General features: G+C 61.8%; 14 protein-coding genes and 1 pseudogene. 14 read left to right on the top strand and 1 reads right to left on the bottom strand.

Annotation, left to right across the window (positions count from 1 at the left end):
* The first annotated feature begins 1 nt into the window (after position 1).
* The 6 genes from lpdA (at position 2) to CIT37_RS36840 (ending at position 10,180) form a co-directional block, all read left to right on the top strand.
* The gene (gene lpdA, locus CIT37_RS36865; RefSeq protein WP_028140589.1) at positions 2–1,714 is read left to right on the top strand and encodes a dihydrolipoyl dehydrogenase; all 1,713 of its coding nucleotides are present in this window, start codon (positions 2–4) and stop codon (positions 1,712–1,714) included.
* Between the two features lie 17 nt (positions 1,715–1,731).
* Positions 1,732–3,261, top strand: coding sequence for an acyl-CoA carboxylase subunit beta (locus CIT37_RS36860; RefSeq protein WP_028140588.1), 1,530 nt, complete (start codon positions 1,732–1,734; stop codon positions 3,259–3,261).
* A gap of 8 nt (positions 3,262–3,269) precedes the next feature.
* The gene (locus tag CIT37_RS36855; protein WP_095426886.1) at positions 3,270–5,285 is read left to right on the top strand and encodes an acetyl-CoA carboxylase biotin carboxylase subunit; all 2,016 of its coding nucleotides are present in this window, start codon (positions 3,270–3,272) and stop codon (positions 5,283–5,285) included.
* A gap of 110 nt (positions 5,286–5,395) precedes the next feature.
* Complete coding sequence (locus tag CIT37_RS36850) at positions 5,396–7,273, top strand: methylmalonyl-CoA mutase family protein (RefSeq protein ID WP_095426899.1); 1,878 nt, start codon at positions 5,396–5,398, stop codon at positions 7,271–7,273.
* A 34-nt stretch (positions 7,274–7,307) separates the two neighbouring features.
* Positions 7,308–9,482: a methylmalonyl-CoA mutase gene (scpA, locus tag CIT37_RS36845; protein WP_109866619.1), complete on the top strand. Its 2,175-nt coding sequence runs from the start codon at positions 7,308–7,310 to the stop codon at positions 9,480–9,482.
* Positions 9,483–9,640: 158 nt separating this feature from the next.
* Complete coding sequence (locus CIT37_RS36840; protein ID WP_028148929.1) at positions 9,641–10,180, top strand: oxidoreductase dimerization domain-containing protein; 540 nt, start codon at positions 9,641–9,643, stop codon at positions 10,178–10,180.
* A gap of 879 nt (positions 10,181–11,059) precedes the next feature.
* Here the strand turns inward: CIT37_RS36840 and CIT37_RS36835 are convergent.
* Positions 11,060–11,530 (bottom strand): MarR family winged helix-turn-helix transcriptional regulator, encoded by a 471-nt coding sequence (locus tag CIT37_RS36835; RefSeq protein ID WP_038944656.1) that lies wholly within the window; start codon positions 11,528–11,530, stop codon positions 11,060–11,062.
* 422 nt (positions 11,531–11,952) lie between these two features.
* Between CIT37_RS36835 and CIT37_RS36830 the strand changes: the two genes are divergently transcribed.
* From CIT37_RS36830 to CIT37_RS36795, 8 genes and pseudogenes are all read left to right on the top strand, one after another.
* A complete protein-coding gene (locus CIT37_RS36830) occupies positions 11,953–14,211 on the top strand; it encodes a xanthine dehydrogenase family protein molybdopterin-binding subunit (protein WP_095424643.1) in 2,259 nt (752 codons plus the stop codon).
* Positions 14,212–14,664, top strand: coding sequence for an SRPBCC family protein (locus CIT37_RS36825; protein ID WP_334262658.1), 453 nt, complete (start codon positions 14,212–14,214; stop codon positions 14,662–14,664). It abuts the gene before it with no gap.
* Positions 14,665–14,666: 2 nt separating this feature from the next.
* Positions 14,667–15,536, top strand: coding sequence for an FAD binding domain-containing protein (locus CIT37_RS36820; protein WP_038944659.1), 870 nt, complete (start codon positions 14,667–14,669; stop codon positions 15,534–15,536).
* A 1-nt stretch (position 15,537) separates the two neighbouring features.
* Positions 15,538–16,026, top strand: a complete 489-nt coding sequence (locus CIT37_RS36815) for a (2Fe-2S)-binding protein (RefSeq protein WP_038950124.1) — start codon at positions 15,538–15,540, stop codon at positions 16,024–16,026.
* 37 nt (positions 16,027–16,063) lie between these two features.
* The gene (locus tag CIT37_RS36810; RefSeq protein ID WP_038950123.1) at positions 16,064–17,275 is read left to right on the top strand and encodes an FAD-dependent monooxygenase; all 1,212 of its coding nucleotides are present in this window, start codon (positions 16,064–16,066) and stop codon (positions 17,273–17,275) included.
* Positions 17,276–17,338: 63 nt separating this feature from the next.
* Positions 17,339–18,025 (top strand): isochorismatase family protein, encoded by a 687-nt coding sequence (locus CIT37_RS36805; protein WP_244429188.1) that lies wholly within the window; start codon positions 17,339–17,341, stop codon positions 18,023–18,025.
* Positions 18,022–18,912 (top strand): annotated as a pseudogene (locus tag CIT37_RS36800) (alpha/beta fold hydrolase). The gene CIT37_RS36805 and the pseudogene CIT37_RS36800 overlap by 4 nt, the downstream one beginning before the upstream one ends.
* Positions 18,893–19,945 (top strand): 2,5-dihydroxypyridine 5,6-dioxygenase NicX family protein, encoded by a 1,053-nt coding sequence (locus CIT37_RS36795; RefSeq protein ID WP_038952045.1) that lies wholly within the window; start codon positions 18,893–18,895, stop codon positions 19,943–19,945. Before CIT37_RS36800 ends, CIT37_RS36795 begins: the two are co-directional and overlap by 20 nt.
* Positions 19,946–20,008 lie beyond the last annotated feature (63 nt).

Raw genomic sequence — 20,008 nt, 5'->3', positions numbered from 1 at the left:
GATGCGGACAGAGGAAATCCGGGTCCCCGACATCGGGGATTTTCGAGACGTCGAGGTCGTCGAGGTCCACGTCAGGGCAGGCGACGTCGTCGTGCGAGAGCAGGCGTTGATCACAGTGGAATCCGACAAGGCCACGCTGGAGATTCCGTCGCCGATCGCAGGGGTGATCACGAGCATGTCGCTGCGTGTTGGAGACAAGGTGTCTCAAGGCTCCATGATTGGCACGGCGTCGGCGTCGGACGAAGCGGGCGCGCAAGGCGAGACGATCTCAGCGGATCAGGATGTTGGCCAGCGCGCAACAGATTATACGCGCTACGATCTTGTCGTGATCGGAGGCGGGCCGGGCGGCTATTCAGCAGCGTTTCGGGCCGCAGACCTTGGACTGAACACCGCGATCGTCGAACGCTACGGCACCTTGGGCGGAGTTTGCCTGAACGTTGGATGTATCCCGTCGAAGGCGCTGCTTCATGTTGCGGCCGTCAAGGAGGAAGCCAAACGGATCGCGGACAAGGGCATTCGCTTCGCCGCGCCGCAGATCGATCTGCAGGAGCTGCGCGCCTTCAAGCACGGCACTGTCAAGAAGCTGACGGATGGGCTGAGCCAGATGGCAGCAGCGCGCCGCGTCACGGTGATTCGCGGCATCGCGAAATTCGCCTCCGCCACGCGGCTCGAGATTGTCGGTGAGGGGGCAGGCTCGCAGCAAATTGAATTTGGTCAATGCATCATCGCCACGGGCTCGCGCGCGGTGCAGCTAGCGGTGCTTCCCAAGGATGAGCGGGTCGTGACCTCGACCGGCGCGCTCGCGCTGCGAAGCATTCCGGGCCGCATGCTCGTGATCGGAGCGGGGATCATCGGGCTGGAGATGGCGACCGTCTACAACTCGCTCGGCACCAAGATCGATCTTGTCGAAAGGCTTCCCGATATCCTGGCGGGCGTGGATGCCGACGCGGTGAAGATCTGGCGTTCGCGCAACGCGCATCGCTTCGAGCATATCGACGTCGCAAGCAGCGTATCAACCGCCGAAATCACGCCGGACGGCGTGAGGGTCGGTACCACAGGCGCATCGGTACGGACACGATCGTACGATTTGGTGTTGCAATCGGCCGGCCGTGTTCCCAACAGTAGCGAGCTCGGCCTCGAACGGATCGACGTTGCCATCGATTCGAACGGCTTCATTCAGGTCGACGAGCAGATGAGAACGACGGCGCGCAACGTCTTCGCCATCGGCGACGTCGTCGGCGGTTCGATGCTGGCGCACAAGGCCGTTCACGAGGGGCACGTCGCCGCGGAAGTAGCTGCCGGGAAGCCGGCGGCCTTTACCGCGAAGATCGTCCCCAATGTCGCCTACACCGATCCTGAGATCGCCTGGGTCGGCAAGTCCGAGCGTGATGTCGCCGAATCCGGACGGAAGATCCGTTCGACAAAATTCCCATGGGCCGCGTCCGGCCGGGCCATCGCGTCGGGCGCATCCTATGGCATGACGAAGCTGCTGTTCGACGCCGAAACCGGTCGCATCGTCGGGGGCGTGATCGTCGGACCGCATGCCGGCGATATGATCGGGGAAATCTGTCTCGCTATCGAAATGGGGGCTGACGCGATCGATATCGGAAAGACCATTCACCCGCATCCGACCCTCGGCGAGACGATCGGCATGGCTGCCGAAGTCCATGAGGGCATTTGCACCGACCTGCCTCCAATCGCCAGAAAGCGGTAGATCAGTTGGCCCAATCGATGTCCGTTATCGAAGCCCTTGAACAACGTCGCGCCGGTGCCAAACTCGGCGGCGGCGAGAAGCGCATCGACGCGCAGCATGCGCGCGGCCGCCTCACCGCGCGGGAGCGGATCGACCTGCTGCTCGACAAGCATTCGTTCGAGGAGATGGACATGTTCGTCCAGCACCGCTCGACCGAATTCGGGATGGAGAAGACCAAGATTCCAGGAGACGGCGTGGTCACCGGCTGGGGTACCGTCAACGGCCGCAAAACGTTTGTCTTCGCCAAGGATTTTACGGTGTTCGGCGGCTCGCTGTCCGAGACCCACGCGCTGAAGATCACAAAGCTCCAGGACTTGGCGATGAAGGCGCGGGCGCCCATCATCGGCCTCTATGATGCCGGCGGCGCGCGCATCCAGGAGGGCGTCGCCGCGCTCGCCGGCTATTCCTACGTGTTCCGCCGCAACGTGCTTGCCTCCGGCGTGATCCCGCAGATCTCGGTCATCATGGGCCCCTGCGCCGGTGGCGACGTCTACTCGCCGGCCATGACCGACTTCATCTTCATGGTGAAGAACACCAGCTACATGTTCGTCACCGGCCCCGACGTCGTGAAGACGGTCACCAACGAGGTCGTCACCGCCGAAGAGCTCGGCGGCGCCTCGGTGCACGCCACGCGCTCCTCGATCGCCGACGGCGCCTTCGAGAACGATGTCGAGACGATTTTGCAGATGCGCCGTCTCATCGACTTCCTGCCGGCGAACAACACCGACGGCGTGCCGGATTGGCCGAGCTTCGATTCCATCGAGCGGGTCGACATGTCGCTGGACACGCTGATCCCCGACAATCCGAACAAGCCCTACGACATGAAGGAACTGATCCTGAAAGTCGTGGACGAGGGCGACTTCTTCGAGATCGCCGAGGGTTTTGCCAAGAACATCGTCACCGGCTTCGGCCGTATCGCGGGCCGTACTGTCGGTTTCGTCGCCAACCAGCCGATGGTGCTGGCGGGCGTGCTCGACAGCGACGCCTCGCGCAAGGCCGCGCGCTTCGTCCGCTTCTGCGACGCCTTCAACATCCCGATCGTCACCTTCGTCGACGTGCCGGGCTTCCTGCCGGGCACCGCGCAGGAATATGGCGGCCTGATCAAGCACGGCGCGAAACTGCTGTTCGCCTATTCGCAGTGCACCGTGCCGCTCGTCACCATCATCACCCGCAAGGCCTATGGCGGCGCCTTCGACGTCATGGCCTCCAAGGAGATCGGCGCCGACCTCAACTACGCCTGGCCGACCGCCCAGATCGCGGTGATGGGCGCCAAGGGCGCGGTCGAGATCATCTTCCGCTCCGACATCGGCGACCCCGACAAGATCGCGGCGCGCACCAAGGAATACGAAGACCGCTTCCTGTCGCCGTTCATCGCGGCGGAACGCGGCTACATCGACGACGTCATCATGCCGCACTCGACCCGCAAGCGCATCGCCCGCGCGCTGGAGATGCTTAGGGACAAGAAGGTCGAGATGCCGGCCAAGAAGCACGACAACATTCCGTTGTAGGAAGAGCTGTGTTCAAGAAGATTCTGATCGCCAATCGCGGCGAAATCGTCTGCCGGGTCATCAAGACCGCCCGCAAGATGGGAATCGAGACGGTTTCCGTCTATTCCGAGGCCGACCGCGATGCCCTGCATGTCGAGATGGCCGACGAGGCGGTGCTGATCGGCCCGCCGGCGGCGGCCGAGAGCTATCTGGTGATCGAGAAGCTCGTCGAAGCTTGCAAGAAGACCGGCGCACAGGCCGTGCATCCCGGCTACGGCTTCCTGTCCGAGCGCGAGGCGTTCCCGCGCGCGCTGGAAGCCGCCGGCATCGTCTTCATCGGCCCGAACCCGGGCGCGATCGCGGCGATGGGCGACAAGATCGAATCCAAGAAGGCGGCCGCCAAGGCCAAGGTTTCGACCGTGCCGGGCTATCTCGGCGTCATCGAGGACGACAAGCACGCGGTCACGATCGCCGACGAGATCGGCTATCCCGTGATGATCAAGGCTTCCGCCGGCGGCGGCGGCAAGGGCATGCGCATCGCGCATTCGACCTCCGAGGTTGCGGAAGGTTTCAACCTCGCCAAGGCCGAGGCCAAGGCCTCGTTCGGCGATGACCGCGTCTTCGTCGAAAAGTTCATCGTCGATCCCCGCCACATCGAGATCCAGGTGCTGGGCGACAAGCACGGCAATGTCGTCTATCTCGGCGAGCGGGAGTGCTCGATCCAGCGCCGCAACCAGAAGGTCATCGAGGAGGCGCCGTCGCCGCTGCTCGACGAGGCCACGCGCCGCAAGATGGGCGAGCAGGCCGTCGCGCTGGCCAAGGCCGTGAATTACGACTCCGCCGGCACCGTCGAGTTCGTCGCGGGGCAGGACAAGAGCTTCTACTTCCTGGAGATGAACACGCGCCTCCAGGTTGAGCATCCCGTCACCGAGCTCGTCACCGGCATCGACCTCGTCGAGCAGATGATCCGCGTGGCCGCCGGCGAGAAGCTGGCACTGGCGCAGAAGGACGTCACGCTGACCGGCTGGGCGGTGGAGTCCCGTCTGTACGCCGAAGATCCGTTCCGCAACTTCCTGCCTTCGATCGGGCGCCTGGTGAAGTATCGCCCGCCGGCGGAAGCGAGCGAGGGCGGCATCAGCGTGCGCAACGACACCGGCGTGCAGGAGGGCGGCGAGATCTCGATCCATTACGATCCGATGATCGCCAAGCTCGTCACTCACGCCCCGTCGCGCGCCGCTGCGATCGAGGCGCAGGCCACTGCGCTGGACTCGTTCTACGTCGACGGCATCCGCCACAACATTCCGTTCCTGTCGGCCTTGATGCATCATCCGCGCTGGCGCGAGGGAAGGCTCTCGACCGGCTTCATCGCCGAGGAGTTCCCCAAGGGCTTTGCGGTGCGCGTGCCGGAGGGCGAGGTCGCCCGGCGCATCGCAGCAGTCGGCGCCGCCATCGATCACGTGCTTGGTGAGCGCAAGCGACAGATCTCGGGCCAGATGGGCGGCCGCGTCGTGCAGCGCGAGCGCCGCCGCGCGGTGTGGCTCGATCGGCAGGAGATTTTGCTCGAGGTCGCACGCGAGGGAGCCGCCATCGCGATCCGCTTCGTCGACGCCGAGGGCAAGGCCGGCAATTCGCATCTGCTGGTCTCGTCGTGGAAGCCGGGCGATCCGGTTTGGCAGGGCACCATCGACGGCCACCTCGCCGCGGTGCAGGTGCGGCCGATTGCCAACGGCATCCGCCTCGCGCATCAGGGCGTCGAAGTCCCGGTCTATGTCTGGAGCGAAGCGGAAGCGACCTCGGCGCGGCTGATGCCGGTGACGACGGCCGCCGATACCGGCAAGAAGCTGCTGTGTCCGATGCCCGGGCTGATCGTCTCGATCGCGGTAACGGAGGGGCAGGAGGTCAAGGCCGGCGAGACGCTCGCGGTCGTCGAAGCCATGAAGATGCAGAACGTGCTGCGCGCCGAGCAAGACGGCGCCGTGAAGAAGATCCACGCCAGTGCCGGTGCGACGCTCGCGGTCGACGCGCTGATTTTGGAGTTTTCCTGAACACCGCAAGAGGCGACCTGAGATGGGCAGCCTGTCTGCAGGAATTCCGGTTACTTCCAGGCAGAAGTCATGTTGGTCAGCTCGGCGTCACTTGGGATTAGGTGGACTTGATGAAAACCGAACGGTTGGCATTGGCATCGGGCTTTGCGCCTGCTTCACGCCAGGACTGGCACAAGCTGGTTGATGGCGTGCTAAAGGGAGCGCCGTTCGAAAAGCTGATTGGTAGGACGTACGACGACTTGAGAATCGAGCCGATTTATCTCCGCGCGAAAGACATTGCACTAGTCGACGGGCGGGCACCCGCGGCGCCTTGGCAGATCATACAGCGCATCGATCATCCAGACGCGGTGACGGCCAATAGGCAGGCCCTTCACGATCTGGAGAATGGGGCGACGGGCCTGGCGCTCGTCTTTGCCGGCGCCAACTGCAGCCGCGGGTTCGGTCTCGATCAAACGGCAGGTGCCGTCGCCAAAGCTTTAAAGGACGTCCACCTTGATGCCGGCATCGGGATTGAACTTCAAATTGGTACAGACGGGCGTAAGACCGCGATCCATGTTGCGGAATATGTGAAGTCGGTCGGTCTCGATCCTGCCGTCTGCGACATTCGATTTGGGCTCGATCCGCTGGGCGCGTGCGCCCTAAGCGGACGCAGTCCATACACTTGGGAAGAAATCGCACGGAACGTTGCCAGCACGATCAAAGGGCTTGTAACGCTGGGGTTCAAGGGGCCGTTTGCCGCGAGCGACGGGCGTATCGTTCATGACGCCGGCGGCTCAGAAGTGCAGGAGCTTGCCTTTGTGCTCGCCTGCGGCGTGGCATATCTGCACGCTATGGAGGCGGCGCGCATTCCGCTGGATCAAGCGCGAAGTATGATCTATGCGCGACTCACTGCTGACGCCGACCAGTTTTTGACTATGGCTAAATTCCGCGCGTTGCGGCTCCTCTGGGCGCGCATCGAATCGGCGTGCGGTGTGGCGCCGAGGCCGCTGTTCATTGCGGCTGACACGTCCTGGCGCATGTTGACCCGGCGCGATCCCTACGTAAACATGTTGCGCGCTACCTTGGCGACATTCTCTGCGGGAATCGCCGGTGCCAATGCGATCACAGTTCTGCCGCACACGTTGGCGCTCGGCCTTCCAGACTCGTTTGCCCGGCGCGTGGCCCGCAACACGCAGCTTCTGCTGCTGGAGGAAAGCAATCTTGCCAAGGTTAGCGATCCTGCCTCAGGTGCTGGCGGCATTGAGGCGCTAACAACGGAGCTTTGCGACGCGGCCTGGAGGAGTTTTCAAGAGACTGAAAATGCGGGCGGCATTTTTGCCGCTCTACAGCAAGGAACGCTTCAGGCGAAGATCACAGCTACACGCACAGCGCGCCGTGCAAATCTCGCGAAACGCAGCGACCCGCTGACCGGAGTGAGCGAGTTCGCAAACCTTGGCGAAGGCGCAGCGGCGGTACTAAGCGTAAGACCGATGGCTCTTCCGCCTAGCTTTGATCAGAAATTCGTATTCGACGCGCTGCCGCCGATCCGGCTTGCGGAACCCTTCGAATCGCTCCGCGATAAGTCCGATGCGATATTGAAGCTACTCGGCGCGCGGCCGCGAGTGTTTCTTGCTAATCTCGGCACACCGACCGACTTTACGGCCCGCGCGACATTCGCCAAGAGCTTCTTCGAAGCGGGAGGAATTGAGGCTATCGACGGCGCCGGCTTCGCCGACCCAGCCGAGCTTGCCCTCGCATTCACGGGATCTGGTGCCGAACTTGCCTGCCTTTGCTCCAGCGATAAGATCTATGCGGAGCGCGCCGAAATCTCCGCCCACGCGCTTCGGCAAGTCGGAGCTAGGCACATCTATTTGGCGGGACTTCCCTCTCAATCCGAGGCCGCGTTTCGGCGGGCTGGCATCTGCAGCTTTATTCACGTCAGTTGCGACGCCTTGGCAACGCTAAATGCCGCTTACAACCGGATCCAAAACCCGAAGGTTTCCGGATAATCGACAATCGAACGCGAACACTCAGATGTCATCCATCAGCGTTATCCCGAATTTTGCAAGTATTGCTTTCGAAAGGTGCTCGGTCGCCGCTTCTTCTGTTTCCGTCGATCCGTGGGTGACTCCGGAGGGCATTCCGGTCAAGTCAGCATACGGAGAAGCAAATATCGCCGGGCTCGATTTCCTTGAGACCTGGCCAGGCATCGCGCCGTTCCTGCGCGGTCCCTACCCGACCATGTATGTCAACCAGCCCTGGACGGTCAGGCAATATGCCGGCTTCTCCACGGCGGAGGATTCCAACGCGTTCTACCGCCGCAACCTCGCCGCCGGGCAGAAGGGTCTCTCGGTCGCCTTCGACCTCGCCACCCATCGCGGCTATGACTCAGATCATCCGCGGGTCGGCGGCGATGTCGGCATGGCCGGCGTTGCGATCGATTCCATCTACGACATGCGCACGCTGTTCGCGGGGATCCCGCTCGACCAGATGAGCGTATCCATGACTATGAACGGCGCTGTGCTGCCGATCCTCGCGCTCTACGTCGCGGCCGCCGAGGAACAGGGCGTGCCGCCGGAAAAGCTCTCAGGCACCATTCAGAACGACATTCTGAAAGAGTTCATGGTGCGCAACACCTACATCTACCCGCCCGCGCCCTCGATGCGGATCATCTCGGACATCTTCGCCTACACCTCGCAGAAGATGCCGAAATACAATTCGATCTCGATCTCCGGCTATCACATGCAGGAGGCCGGCGCGACGCAGGACCTCGAGCTCGCCTATACGCTCGCCGACGGCGTCGAATATCTGCGCGCCGGCCTTGCCGCGGGCCTGGATGTCGACCGCTTCGCGCCGCGGCTGTCGTTCTTCTGGGCGATCGGCATGAACTTCTTCATGGAAGTCGCCAAGCTGCGCGCCGCGCGCCTGCTCTGGGCAAAGCTTCTGAAGCCGTTCAACCCGAAGGACCCGCGCTCACTGTCGCTGCGCACGCATTCCCAGACCTCGGGCTGGTCGCTGACAGCGCAGGACGTCTTCAACAACGTGATGCGCACGACGGTGGAGGCGATGGCGGCGACACAAGGCCACACCCAGTCGCTGCACACCAACGCGCTCGACGAAGCGCTGGCGCTGCCGACCGATTTCTCGGCGCGCATCGCCCGCAACACCCAGCTGTTCCTGCAGCAGGAGAGCGGCACCACCCGCATCATCGACCCCTGGGGCGGCTCCTATTATGTCGAGCGTCTCACGCGCGACCTCGCGGCGAAAGCGTGGGGCCACATCCAGGAGGTCGAGGAACTCGGCGGCATGGCGAAGGCGATCGAGGCCGGCCTGCCGAAGCTGCGCATCGAGGAAGCCTCGGCCAAGACGCAGGCCCGGATCGACGCCGGCAAGCAGGCGGTGATCGGCGTCAACAAGTACAAGCCCACCGACGAGGACAAAATCGAAATTCTGAAGGTCGACAACACCAATGTTCGTCGGCTGCAGATCGACAAGCTGACGCGGCTGAAGTCCGAGCGCAACCAGAACGACGTCGATGCCGCCCTCGCTGCGATCACGCGCTCGGCCGGCGAAGGCAACGGCAATCTGCTGGCGCTCGCGATCGACGCGGCGCGAGCGAAAGCAACCGTCGGCGAGATTTCGGACGCGATGGAGAAGGTGTTCGGCCGGCACCGCGCCGAGATCAAATCCATCACCGGCGTCTACAAGCGGGAGGCGTCCAGCATGGGCAATCAGGTCGAGAAGGTTCAGGCGCTGATCGATGCCTTCGAGGAAGCCGAGGGTCGCCGTCCGCGCATCCTCGTCGCCAAGATCGGCCAGGACGGCCACGACCGCGGCCAGAAGGTGATCGCGTCGGCATTCGCAGACATCGGCTTCGACGTCGACATCGGGCCGCTGTTTGCGACCGCCGACGAGGCGGCGCGGCAGGCCGTCGAGAACGACGTGCACATTCTCGGCGTCTCCTCGCTCGCCGCCGCGCATCTGACCGCCGTGCCGGAGCTGAAAGCCGCGCTGAAGAAGCAGGGCCGCGACGACATCATGATCATTGTCGGTGGCGTGGTGCCGCCGCAGGATTACGATGCGCTCTACGCGGCCGGTGCCGAGGCGATCTTCCCGCCCGGGACGGTGATCGCCGATGCCGCGGATCAGCTGATCCAGAAGCTCAATGCTCGGCTCGGGCACAGTGAGGCGGCAAATAGTAGGCGCCACGGCAGATAGTAACGGCGTATCGGTCCAGATTGAAAGCTCAAAGCCGGGGCGTCGAACTTACGAATTGATCCTGCAGTCCGCAGGCAGAGTCCGAACAGCGCATATCTGGGCTTGGAGAAGATTGGTGTAAGATGCGACGCAAAGGTTTCGTTGCAGTCAATAGGCAAATGCGGACGAATTTGCCTCATATTTTCGCGATCGGCGATGTCGCGGGTAACCCGATGCTCGCCCATAAGGCGGTTCACGAGGGGCATGTCGCGGCAGAAGCGGCTGCCGGGCTCAAGAGCTTATTTGACGCGAAGATCGTCCCGAACGTCGGCTACACTGATCCTGAGGTGGCCTGGGTTGGCATCATGGAACAAGAAGCGGCCTCCTCAGGCAGGCACGTTAGATCCGCGAAGTTTCCGTGGGCTGCCTCGGGCAGAGCGATCGCCTCGGGCGCGTCTTATGGCATGACCAAGCTGATCATCGACCAAGAGACGCACCGCATCATCGGCGGTGTGATCGTTGGCCCGCACGCTGGCGACATGATTGGAGAAATCTGCCCGGCGATCGAGATGGGCGCCGATGCAATTGATCTCAGCAAGACCATCCATCCGCATCCGACGTTCGGAGAGACAATAGGCCTGGCTGGCGAAGTGTATGAAGGTGTTTGCACGGATGTGTTGCCGGGTCCGAAGAGATCGACCAAGCGGGCGAGCCACTAGAAATCCAAAAACCTGAGCCGGCTCAGGTGCCTCGCTGCCGATTGTTCATAGGGGACCCGAATATGGCGGGAAGTTCTCGCAGGGAAGTAAAGGTACCTTTGAGCGTTCAAGAGGAGGAATTTGCCGCGGCATGTCGAGACTTCGTTCTGGAGAGGAAACCTGATCTCGCGGCATCCATCGTCATTGTACACAACCAGCTCAGGATTGTGAACGATCCGCATGTTCGGCTCGCGTTTGTAGAACTTGGTCTTGCCAGATTGGTACGAGTTCTACATCTCGCAATCGAGGGCAAGGCGATTGCGCTCAAAAGAGTGCCAAGACTCCTGTTCGACCTGGCGAGCTATAGAAGGAAGATACTCCGCGCGCTAGGTAGGGACGATTGAGGACAGCCCCTCGGGTTACTAGCACGATTCATTCAACGCGCAGATTAGAGGAATAGATACTCATCGACGCAACGAGGACCGGCAGTCATCCCTTGGCAGGAGATTCGGATCTCTGAATTGCAGAGGCGGGTACGGCGGTGCGGGCATTGCGAGATCGGAGCCGGGCGATGAAATGAACTACCGGACGCGCGGAGCCTGGTGATCGGGACCTTCCAAGTCTCGCGCGCGCTCTTTGTCGTGCTGTCGAAATCGTACGACCCGTCAAATGCCGGAAACGGTGCGGAGAGGTGCCGACTTCAGCACAAAATGCGGTCTGACATGTACGATAGTATTGCTGCTGGAGGTCGTTCGTTGGGTTTCTGCGATCGAATTCCGCATTCGGCGTCTGCGAAAGATTTGCGATCTTTCGTTTTCCTCCCTCTACTCGGCCCGGCGCGATCGCCGGGCCCTTTTTCTCGGCTGCTGACGATATCTAGTGCCGCTCGAAGCCGGTTGATCAGCGTCGTATGATCTTCTTCAAGATTTCGGTGAGCGCTCGAAATTCATCTTGGGTCAGCGGAGCGAATGTCTCGCCGGAAATCTCGCCAATAGTTTCAATCGCTGCGTCCGCTATCCGTCTTCCCTTCTCGGTCAAATCTATCTCGCGTCGCCGCGGATCCAGAGGGTCTTTGGAGCTCTTGATGAGGCCGCGAGATTTCAGGCGATTGATAACGCCGGTGATGGTCGCCGAATCATAATGAATTAGCCGTCCTAAGTGGTTTTGCGAGCAAGGACCTACCTCCTTCAATTTCGCTAGCGTCGAGAATTGGGGCCCCGTTAATTCTTCAATCATCTTAGCGGCAAAGATGGACGTGTGAGTACGGAGCGCGACTCGCAACAAAAAGCCCGGTGCGTCATCCAGCCGGTACGAATCTATAGCTTCTTTCACTTTCCCGGCCGCGCGCGGCTTTGTCTTGGGTTGCACCACTTTTTGCTTCCTTGCCGTAGGTTGCCTCAGTTCAAGAAATACAGGCTTCTAGCTCCGAAGGTCTTCGGTGCCGGCCGATTGTCTACATTTCCCGACCTAGGAAATCCATCTTTGTTCGACTTCATTCTGTTTAATGCGATTTGCTTCGTTGAGAGCCCCGGCAGTGGCTCGCTTCGATGCGTCCGTCGTTCGCATATCGAAATCCGCTCCGCCTAAGAGGCAAACCCATTCTCGCACGCGCTGGGCTAGACCGATTCGCTCCTGGCTTGCCTCCGATCACGGGAAGAGGACATCTCATAACTTGCAAGCGAGTGCAGCACTTGCATTCAAGTGATAAATGTCGTAGTGTCCTGAGATTGCTCCCCGGGGCCTTGGCTACACGCCTTACGGACCGGCGCGCCAAAGTACTATCGGATTTGCGTATGTCGGCGATTGACAACATGAGTTCCGTTCGGTCCGACCTGATCGAAAAGGTTACGGGACGCGCCGAGTACGTTACCGACCTGACGGTTCCGGGGATGCTGCATGGGTTTGTGGTTCGCTCGCCAGCCGTTCATGCCCGCATCGCTTCGATCGATTCGCGCGTTGCGCGGGCCATGGACGGCGTTGTGGACGTGCTAATCGGCGAAGACGTCGCCTCGTTCGGTAACTGGGGCGTTGTGCTTAAAGACCGGCCGATCATTGCGACCGACCGCGTGAGATATGTGGGCGAACCCGTCGCCGTGGTGATCGCGGAGACAATAGAGATCGCAGAAAACGCCGCAGAACTAGTCGATGTGGAATACGACGACCTTCCGCGCGCAACGACCATCCAGGAAGCCCTGGCGGAAGAAGCGCCGCTCATCCACGAGCGCCATGAAAATCTGGAAGACTTTTATTTCAAGGGCGGCGCCCGGCCGACCCAGAACAGCAACATTTTCCACACTTACCGGAACAACGTCGGAGACGTTGATGCTGCAGAGGCGGCCGCGGCCTACATCCACGAAGACCGCTTCACCTTCCCGGCCATTTCTCACTTCGCAATGGAGCCGCATGCGGTCATTGCGGATTTCCAGGGGGACTCTCTGACGGTTTGGGCAGGTGCACAAACGCCGACCGCTGTTCAGAAGGTGCTCTCACGGCTCTACGGACTGCAGTTGGCCAAGGTCCGCGTGATCGTTCCGTTTGTCGGCGGAGGGTTTGGCGGCAAGGCCTCGGTGAAGATCGAACCTTTGGTTGCCGCTGCATCGTGGAAGGTGCAGCGCCCGGTTCGCGTTGCGCAATCCATGACTGAATCAATGCTCACCTGCCGAAGGTTGGGCGCCGACATCACGATTCGAACGGCTTTGGACGCCAAGGGACGGATCCTCGCCAAGAGCGCCAAACTGCTGCTCGATGGCGGGGCATATTCCGACACAGGCTCAGCGGTCGCCACGAAATCGGCAAATCGCATCATGGGCCCCTACGTGGTGCCCAATCTGCGTCTTGAGGCGTGCGCGGTCTACACGAACACCGTTCCAGGTGCGGCCTTCCGCTCGATCGGAGGGCCGCAAGCTGTTTGGGCCAAAGAATCGCACATGGATAATGTCGCGGCGGCAATCGGCATGGATCCGTCCGAGTTTCGGTTGCTGAATTTGGCGTCCCGCGGTGAGCGCATCCGCCCCGATTTGCGGGCGCTCGATATGGATATGAGCGAGCTGATAGGCCGGGTGACCCAGTCGTTCGCATCGGAGGTGAAGGCCTCCAACCGGCAGGCGTGCGGACTGGCAGTCGCCGCAACCGATCCGGCCAATACGCCGATCAGCAACGCGATCGTACGTCTCAAGATCGACGGGTCGATCCTAGTTTCGGTCTCCAGCATTGAAGTCGGCCAGGGCGCGCACGCGGCCATGGCGCGCATCGCATCGCAGGCCTTGAAGCAGCCGGCCTCCGCGGTAACCGTCTTGCGCACCGATACGGCCGTCGCCCCTTACGACTGGGGCACAGGCGCAAGCCGATCGACCGTGGTCGTCGGCCTTTCCGTCGAGAATGCCGCAATCGACGCAGCCGATCAGATCCTCGAAATGGTTGCTGATGTTTGGGAGCTTCCCCGGGAGAACCTGTCGCTTGTTGAGGGGGGTGTCTCTACCGGATCAGAGGTTCTCACTTTCCATCAGATTTTTCACCGCACGCTGGGTGTCGACTCGGGAGAGGTCATCGGCCGCGGCGCGATTACGCCGCGCTCGAAGAAGGGCGCCCTGGCCGAGTCCCCTCTGTTCTGGGAGACTTCCGCGGGCCTTGCTGAAATCGTTGTCGATGAAGGCACCGGCGAGATCCGTGTCCCCCGATATGCCAGCGCCGCTGACGTCGGCCGCGCGATCAATCGCGTTGCGGCGGAAGGGCAGGACGAGGGGGCTGCCATCATGGGCCTCGGACACGCGCTTTATGAAGTGCTGGAGTTCGAGGATGGTCAGCCCATCAATGCGACGCCGATCGATTATTCGATACCGCGCATCTCTGACGTTCCCCCCGTGTTTGACACCATCCTTGTCGAAAACGGGGACGGTCCTGGTCCAGGCGGCGCCAAGGGAATGGGCGAGGGAGCGATCCTTCCGGTCGCGCCCGCGATCGCCAATGCGCTGTTCTCCACCTACGGCATTCGGATCACCGAGCTGCCAATGACGCCCGAAAAGGTATGGCGCGCCCTGCAGAAGAGGAACTGAATTCATGGAATTCAATATGTCGATGGTGGTGCCAGCGACGCCGGCGAGCTTTGGAGCACGCTGCTTGACGTCCCTCGCATATCAGGTTGCATCCCCGGCTGCGAAAACGTCGAGGAAATCGAGCGGCTTGCAACTTACAAAGCGACCGTCAAACAGAAGATCGGCCCGTTCAAGGTCGAGGTCCCCGCCGACATCATCGTTGAATCGATAACGGAGCCATTTCACGTCCGCACGCGCGCCACGGGCCGCGACAAGATCACCGGGACGAGGCTGGCGGTGGTTCTCGACGTGACCGTGACGCCGGAAGGGGCGGGGTCCACATTCGCCGTAGACGCGAAGGTCGACGTGCAAGGTCGCCTCGCGACTATGGGGTTCGGCGTCATCAAGCGTCGCGTCGATCAGAACTTCGATGAGTTCGAGAAGCGGCTCAAAGAAATGTTGGGCGCGACCTGATCATGCTGCCATCACCCTTCGAATTCGAGAGGCCTTCGACGATCGCAGGCGCCGTGCGTGCGGTCGGACAGTCCGGTGATGGCATGTTCTACTCCGGCGGAACCGAACTGCTGCTGGCGATGAAGATGCGCGTCATCCATACGGACCGGCTCATCGACATCAAGGGAATCCCCGGACTTGACCGCATTGCTCTGAACGATGCGAATAACATCGAAATCGGTGCGCGCTGCACGCACAACAAGATCGCCAATGATCCTGTTATTCGCGAGTACGTGCCGGCGCTGTCCTCGCTCTGCGCCAACGTCGCAAACGTCAGGGTCCGCAGCGTTGGAACGATCGGAGGCAATCTGTGCTTCGGAGAGCCCCACGCCGATCCGCTGACTATGCTCGCGGCCTTGGACGCACGGCTGGTGCTTATTGGCCCCAGCGGTACGCGTGTCGTTCACGCTGACGATTTCATCCGGAGTGAGCTGGAAACGGTGCGGGAGCCGGATGAGCTTCTGACAGTCATTGCGTTTTCGCGCCCTACCGGTCCGGTGACCTATCGGCGGTTCAAGCATGGTGAGAGGCCCTCGGTGAATGTCGCGATGGCCTGGTCGCTAGGCGTCGGCGAGAGGACGATCAAAAGCGCCCGCGTGCGGGTCGGAGCGCTCGGTTCGCGACCTCAGCCTTTGAAGGCCGTCGAAGACACCCTCCAGGGCATATCCGTCGCGGAAGTCCGCCCGGCTATCGAGGCGGCGCTCCCGACGGCGCTGGATGAGCTTGAAGTCAACGAGGATCGGCATGGCGGCGCCGACTATAAGCGGCACCTTGCAGGTGTCTTGCTTCTGCGAAACGCGGACGAGGCGATCGCCGCAGCCGGGAGCGCGTGAAATGACACATGTGCTGCCCATTTCGTTCTCGCTGAACGGCCAGGCGATCGCGATCGACGTTCCTGCCCATACGCTATTGATCGACCTGATCCGGGATCGCCTTGGCCTCAAGGGGACGAAGCGCTCCTGTGACATGGAGGTGTGCGGCGCCTGCACCGTTCTGCTCGACGGTGAGCCGATCTCGAGTTGCACCACGCTCGCCGTCGATGTCGATCAGCGGGAGGTCACGACGATCGAGGGCGTAACGCCGCCTGAGGGCCTGTCGCGGATTCAGAAGGCGTTCGTGCTTCACGGCGGCCTTCAGTGCGGCTTTTGCACTCCGGGCTTCATCATGGCTGTCACAGCGTTGCTGAAGGCGACGCCGCACCCGACTGACGAAGAAATCCGTCACTACCTGCACGGCAACCTCTGCCGCTGCACCGGATACACCAAGATTTTCGAGGCCGTAAGGAGCCTTGCCGCCGAGCAAGTCTCCGAAGACGCCGCCTAGCCCGTCGCAAGATAGCGCAATGTCGTTTGGAGATATCATGAGTCTTGAACAGGTCAGTAAATCGAGTGTCCTCATTGCCGGCGCCGGCATCGGCGGCTTGGCGATGGCGCTTTCGCTGCTTCGTCGCGGCATCGATTGTGACGTATTTGAGCAAGCGTCCGAGTTGCGCGAGGTCGGAGCCGGCCTTTGGATCTCCATGAACGGCGTGCGCGTTCTTCGGGATCTCGGCCTCACCGAACAGGTCGAGCAGAACTGCATCGCGGCCGAGCGACGCTCGATCCGGCTCTGGAACACCGGTGATAGGTGGCCCCTCTACAACCGCAGCTCCGACGCGGCGCGCAATCAGCCCTATCTGCTGCTCCGTGCTCACCTGCTGAAGATTCTCGTCGACGGCGTGCGCGAGTTGAAGCCGGGCGCCATTCATCTGAGCGCCCACGTTGTCGGGTTCAGTCAAGACGACGAAGGGGTTCGGGCCAAGCTTGCTGACGGCTCCGAAGTCGAAGGGCGCGCGCTGATCGGCGCTGACGGTGCGCATTCGAAGGTCCGTCTTGGCCTCATCGGCAACATCGAGAGCCAGTACACGAAGGCCATCGCGTGGCGTGGTCTCGTGCCCGTCGACCGCCTTGCGCCGCATCAGCGCGAACCCGAGGTGGCAACCTGGATCGGACCCACCGCTCATGTCACGGCCTATCCGGTCCGTTGGCAGAACACCGTCATGATGACCTTTTCGGGCCAGGTCGACCATGACGACTGGCTCCTCGAATCCTGGTCGGAGAAGGGTTCTGTCGAGGAATGCCTGAAGGACTTCGAGGGCTGGCATCCGGACATCATCCAACTGGTCAAGAATGTGGATACCCTGAACAAGTGGGGACTGTTCGTGCGGCCGTCGCTGGGTACGTGGTCGAAGGGATGCGTCACCCTGCTCGGCGACGCCTGCCATTCGATGCTGCCGTACCTCGGGCAGGGCGTGAACATGGCCCTGGAGGATGCATCCGTCCTCGCCCGTTGCTTCGAGGAGAAGCCCGATGACATCGCGGCGGTATTCAAGACGTATCAGGGCCTGCGGCTCGATCGCACCACCAAGGTCGCAAAGTCGGCGGCCGGCATGCTGCCGATCTTTCATAACCAGGCGCTGTGCAAGCCGGAGACGGCGGGTGACTACATCAAGACCCAGTGGGCACCGGACGCGACGGCTGCGCGATACGATTGGATCTACCAGTACGACGCGGCCACCGCGCCGCTTCACTGACATGCTCACGATTGTGACCTCTGGAGCGCAACAGTGACTGGCACCAGGCAACCCTGGGACGACGTGATACCGCTGGACGAGCGCGAGACCTATGCCCTCGCAGGGCTGGGTGGTGCGGCGGGATTCGGCAGACGACCGGCGTTGCTGGTCATCGACGTGCAGTATCGTTCGGTCGGCGACCGGCCGATGCCGATCCGCGACGCGATCAAGCAATACCCCACCAGCTGCGGCGAGGCCGGTTGGCATGCGATCGCACACATCGCCGAGTTGGTGCGGCTGTTTCGCGAGAAAGAACGGCCGGTGATTTTCCCGCATGTCGCGCGGAAGGTAGGCCAGGACCAGGGCGCGTTCTCCGCGAAGATCCCGGGTATCATGCGGATCCCGTCCGAGGGCTACGAGTTCGTCCGAGAGGTGGCTCCGGAGCCCGGCGAGTTGCTGCTGCCGAAAACTCAGGCAAGCGCGTTCTTCGGCACTCCGCTTGCGACCTATCTGATTGGTGCCGGCGTCGACTCGCTGGTGGTGACCGGCTGCACGACCAGCGGCTGCGTGCGGGCTTCGGTTGTGGATGCGTGCGCGCTGAACTTCAAATCAATTGTGCCGAGCGATGCGGTCTACGACCGCTCGCCCACGTCTCACGCCGTCAACCTGTTCGATATCGCCAGCAAATACGCGGATGTCATGCCGACGCAGGTCGCCATCGAGCGGCTTCGCGCGCTGTCGGATGACCACACAAAGGATCAGCAGACGTGAGCGGCGCCGCGGCATCCGGATTGCTTTACGGCGCCAATGTGCACGCCAACGGCATTCGGCAGCATTATTTGCGGTTCGGCGGGGCCGGGCCGGCGATCATCATTGTCCCTGGCATCTCGACGACTGCGGCGCAATGGGCCTTCATCGCAGAACGCCTGTGCTCCGGACACGACGTTTTCGTGCTCGATGTCCGCGGTCGCGGCCTTTCCTAAAGCGGCCCGCATCTCAATTATTCGCTCGACGCATACGCATCCGACCTCATCGGGTTCGCTGAAGCGCTTGGAATGGGCCCTTATACGCTGCTGGGCCACTCGATGGGCGGCCGCATCGGAATCCGCGCCGCGCGTTGGCGGCCATCTTTCATGGACCAACTGATACTGGTCGATCCGCCGGTCTCCGGTCCCGGACGCCGCGCCTATCCGATTCCGGTCGAACCGCTTCTCAAATTGCTTCAAAGCGCGAAGCGCGGAGAAGCCGACGCGGCGCTGCGAAGCCCCTCTGCTCCGCGGTGGCCCGAGCTGCACATCCGCACTCGGGCCGAGTGGATGCATACCTGCGACGAGCGTGCTCTCATCGAGAGCCATAACGGCTTTCATGACGATGATATCCACCGCGACCTCGCCCATCTCGGCGTTCCCACCGCATTGATCGTCGCCGGGCGGGGAGGGGTCATTCGACCCGAAGATGAAGCGGAAATTCGCGGATTGCTGCCGTCGATCGCGATCAGGACGCTGGAAAGCGCGGGTCACCAAATGCAGATCGACGATACCGAGGGCTTCCTTTTGATCGTCGAAGAGCTTCTAGCGCGACCACGCGATCGGTTCGACGGCCGCGTGTCTACGTTCGGCAAACAGGAGATCAGTGAAGATGTCCCGACAAATCGTTGATGTTGAAATGCTCGAGCTCTTCAAGGCCGAGCTGACACTCTGCAAGGTGACGAAGGGCGAAGTCGTCGCGGTCCTGAGCGGCGGCGAGGATCAGCAGGAATACGCCCAGGCCTTCATGCTGGCCGCGCAGAGCCTCGGCGCAACGACATTTCATCTCAACGTGCCCAAATACGGCCAGGGCAAGGTCGCGGGCCTGCAGGGCCGGCATGCGCTCACGGGCAACCAGCCGGCGATTGATACGCTCAAGCGCGTGGACATGGTGATCGATCTCCTGGGGTTGCTGTTCTCTCGCGAGCAAGCCGAAATTCAGGAAGCGGGCACGCGCATCCTGCGCGTGATGGAGCCGTTCCACATCCTCAAGAAGATGTTCCCGACCGAAGATCTGCGCCGGCGAACGGAGCTTTCTCGAACCCTCCTCCAGTCGGCCAGCAAAATGCGGATCACGTCGCCCGGCGGAACGGACGTAACTTATGGCCTGAAGCAATACCCGGTCATTTCCGAATACGGATACACGGATGAGCCCGGGCGCTGGGATCATTTCCCGTCAGGCTTTGCCTTCACCCAGGCGACCGATGGCGAGGTCAACGGCACGGTCGTGCTGATGCCCGGTGACATCCTCTGCGCGTTCAAGCGTTACATCCAGTCGCCGGTCACGCTGACTGTAAAGGACGGTTATATCGTCGACCTCAAGGGCGAGGGCACGGACGCGCTCCTCATCAAAAACTATATCGACAGTTTCGGCGATCCGCGCGGCTGGGCGATCTCGCATATCGGCTGGGGATCGAACGAGCGTGCCACCTGGCACCACATCGCGGTCTCCCAGGAGCTCGCGTCGGAGCACATCATGAATGCGCTTTCCTTCTACGGGAACGTCCTGTTCTCGACGGGGCCGAACACGGAGCTCGGCGGTACGAATGACACGCCGTGTCATTTGGACATCCCGCTTCGCGGCTGCAGCCTGTGGCTCGACGATATCCACATCCTCGACAAGGGCGACTTTGCTTATCCGGAATTGAGAGCGCCGGGCCGCTAGGCCCCCGCGCATCAAAATCGGTGCTCGGAGCCGCATTTGCGACTCCCAACGACGCGGAAAGCG

It is taken from the genome of Bradyrhizobium ottawaense, assembly GCF_002278135.3.
Taxonomy (GTDB): Bacteria; Pseudomonadota; Alphaproteobacteria; order Rhizobiales; family Xanthobacteraceae; genus Bradyrhizobium; species Bradyrhizobium ottawaense.
This window is presented reverse-complemented; position numbering and strand designations above follow the sequence as displayed.

What these genes read in the sequence shown, in the direction of transcription:
- lpdA (WP_028140589.1), top strand. Translation starts at nt 2, where the DNA reads ATGCGGACAGAGGAAATCCGGGTCCCCGACATCGGGGATTTTCGAGAC.
- CIT37_RS36860 (WP_028140588.1), top strand. Translation starts at nt 1,732, where the DNA reads ATGTCCGTTATCGAAGCCCTTGAACAACGTCGCGCCGGTGCCAAACTC.
- CIT37_RS36850 (WP_095426899.1), top strand. Translation starts at nt 5,396, where the DNA reads ATGAAAACCGAACGGTTGGCATTGGCATCGGGCTTTGCGCCTGCTTCA.
- CIT37_RS36840 (WP_028148929.1), top strand. Translation starts at nt 9,641, where the DNA reads ATGCGGACGAATTTGCCTCATATTTTCGCGATCGGCGATGTCGCGGGT.
- CIT37_RS36830 (WP_095424643.1), top strand. Translation starts at nt 11,953, where the DNA reads ATGTCGGCGATTGACAACATGAGTTCCGTTCGGTCCGACCTGATCGAA.
- CIT37_RS36820 (WP_038944659.1), top strand. Translation starts at nt 14,667, where the DNA reads ATGCTGCCATCACCCTTCGAATTCGAGAGGCCTTCGACGATCGCAGGC.
- CIT37_RS36815 (WP_038950124.1), top strand. Translation starts at nt 15,538, where the DNA reads ATGACACATGTGCTGCCCATTTCGTTCTCGCTGAACGGCCAGGCGATC.
- CIT37_RS36810 (WP_038950123.1), top strand. Translation starts at nt 16,064, where the DNA reads ATGAGTCTTGAACAGGTCAGTAAATCGAGTGTCCTCATTGCCGGCGCC.
- CIT37_RS36795 (WP_038952045.1), top strand. Translation starts at nt 18,893, where the DNA reads ATGTCCCGACAAATCGTTGATGTTGAAATGCTCGAGCTCTTCAAGGCC.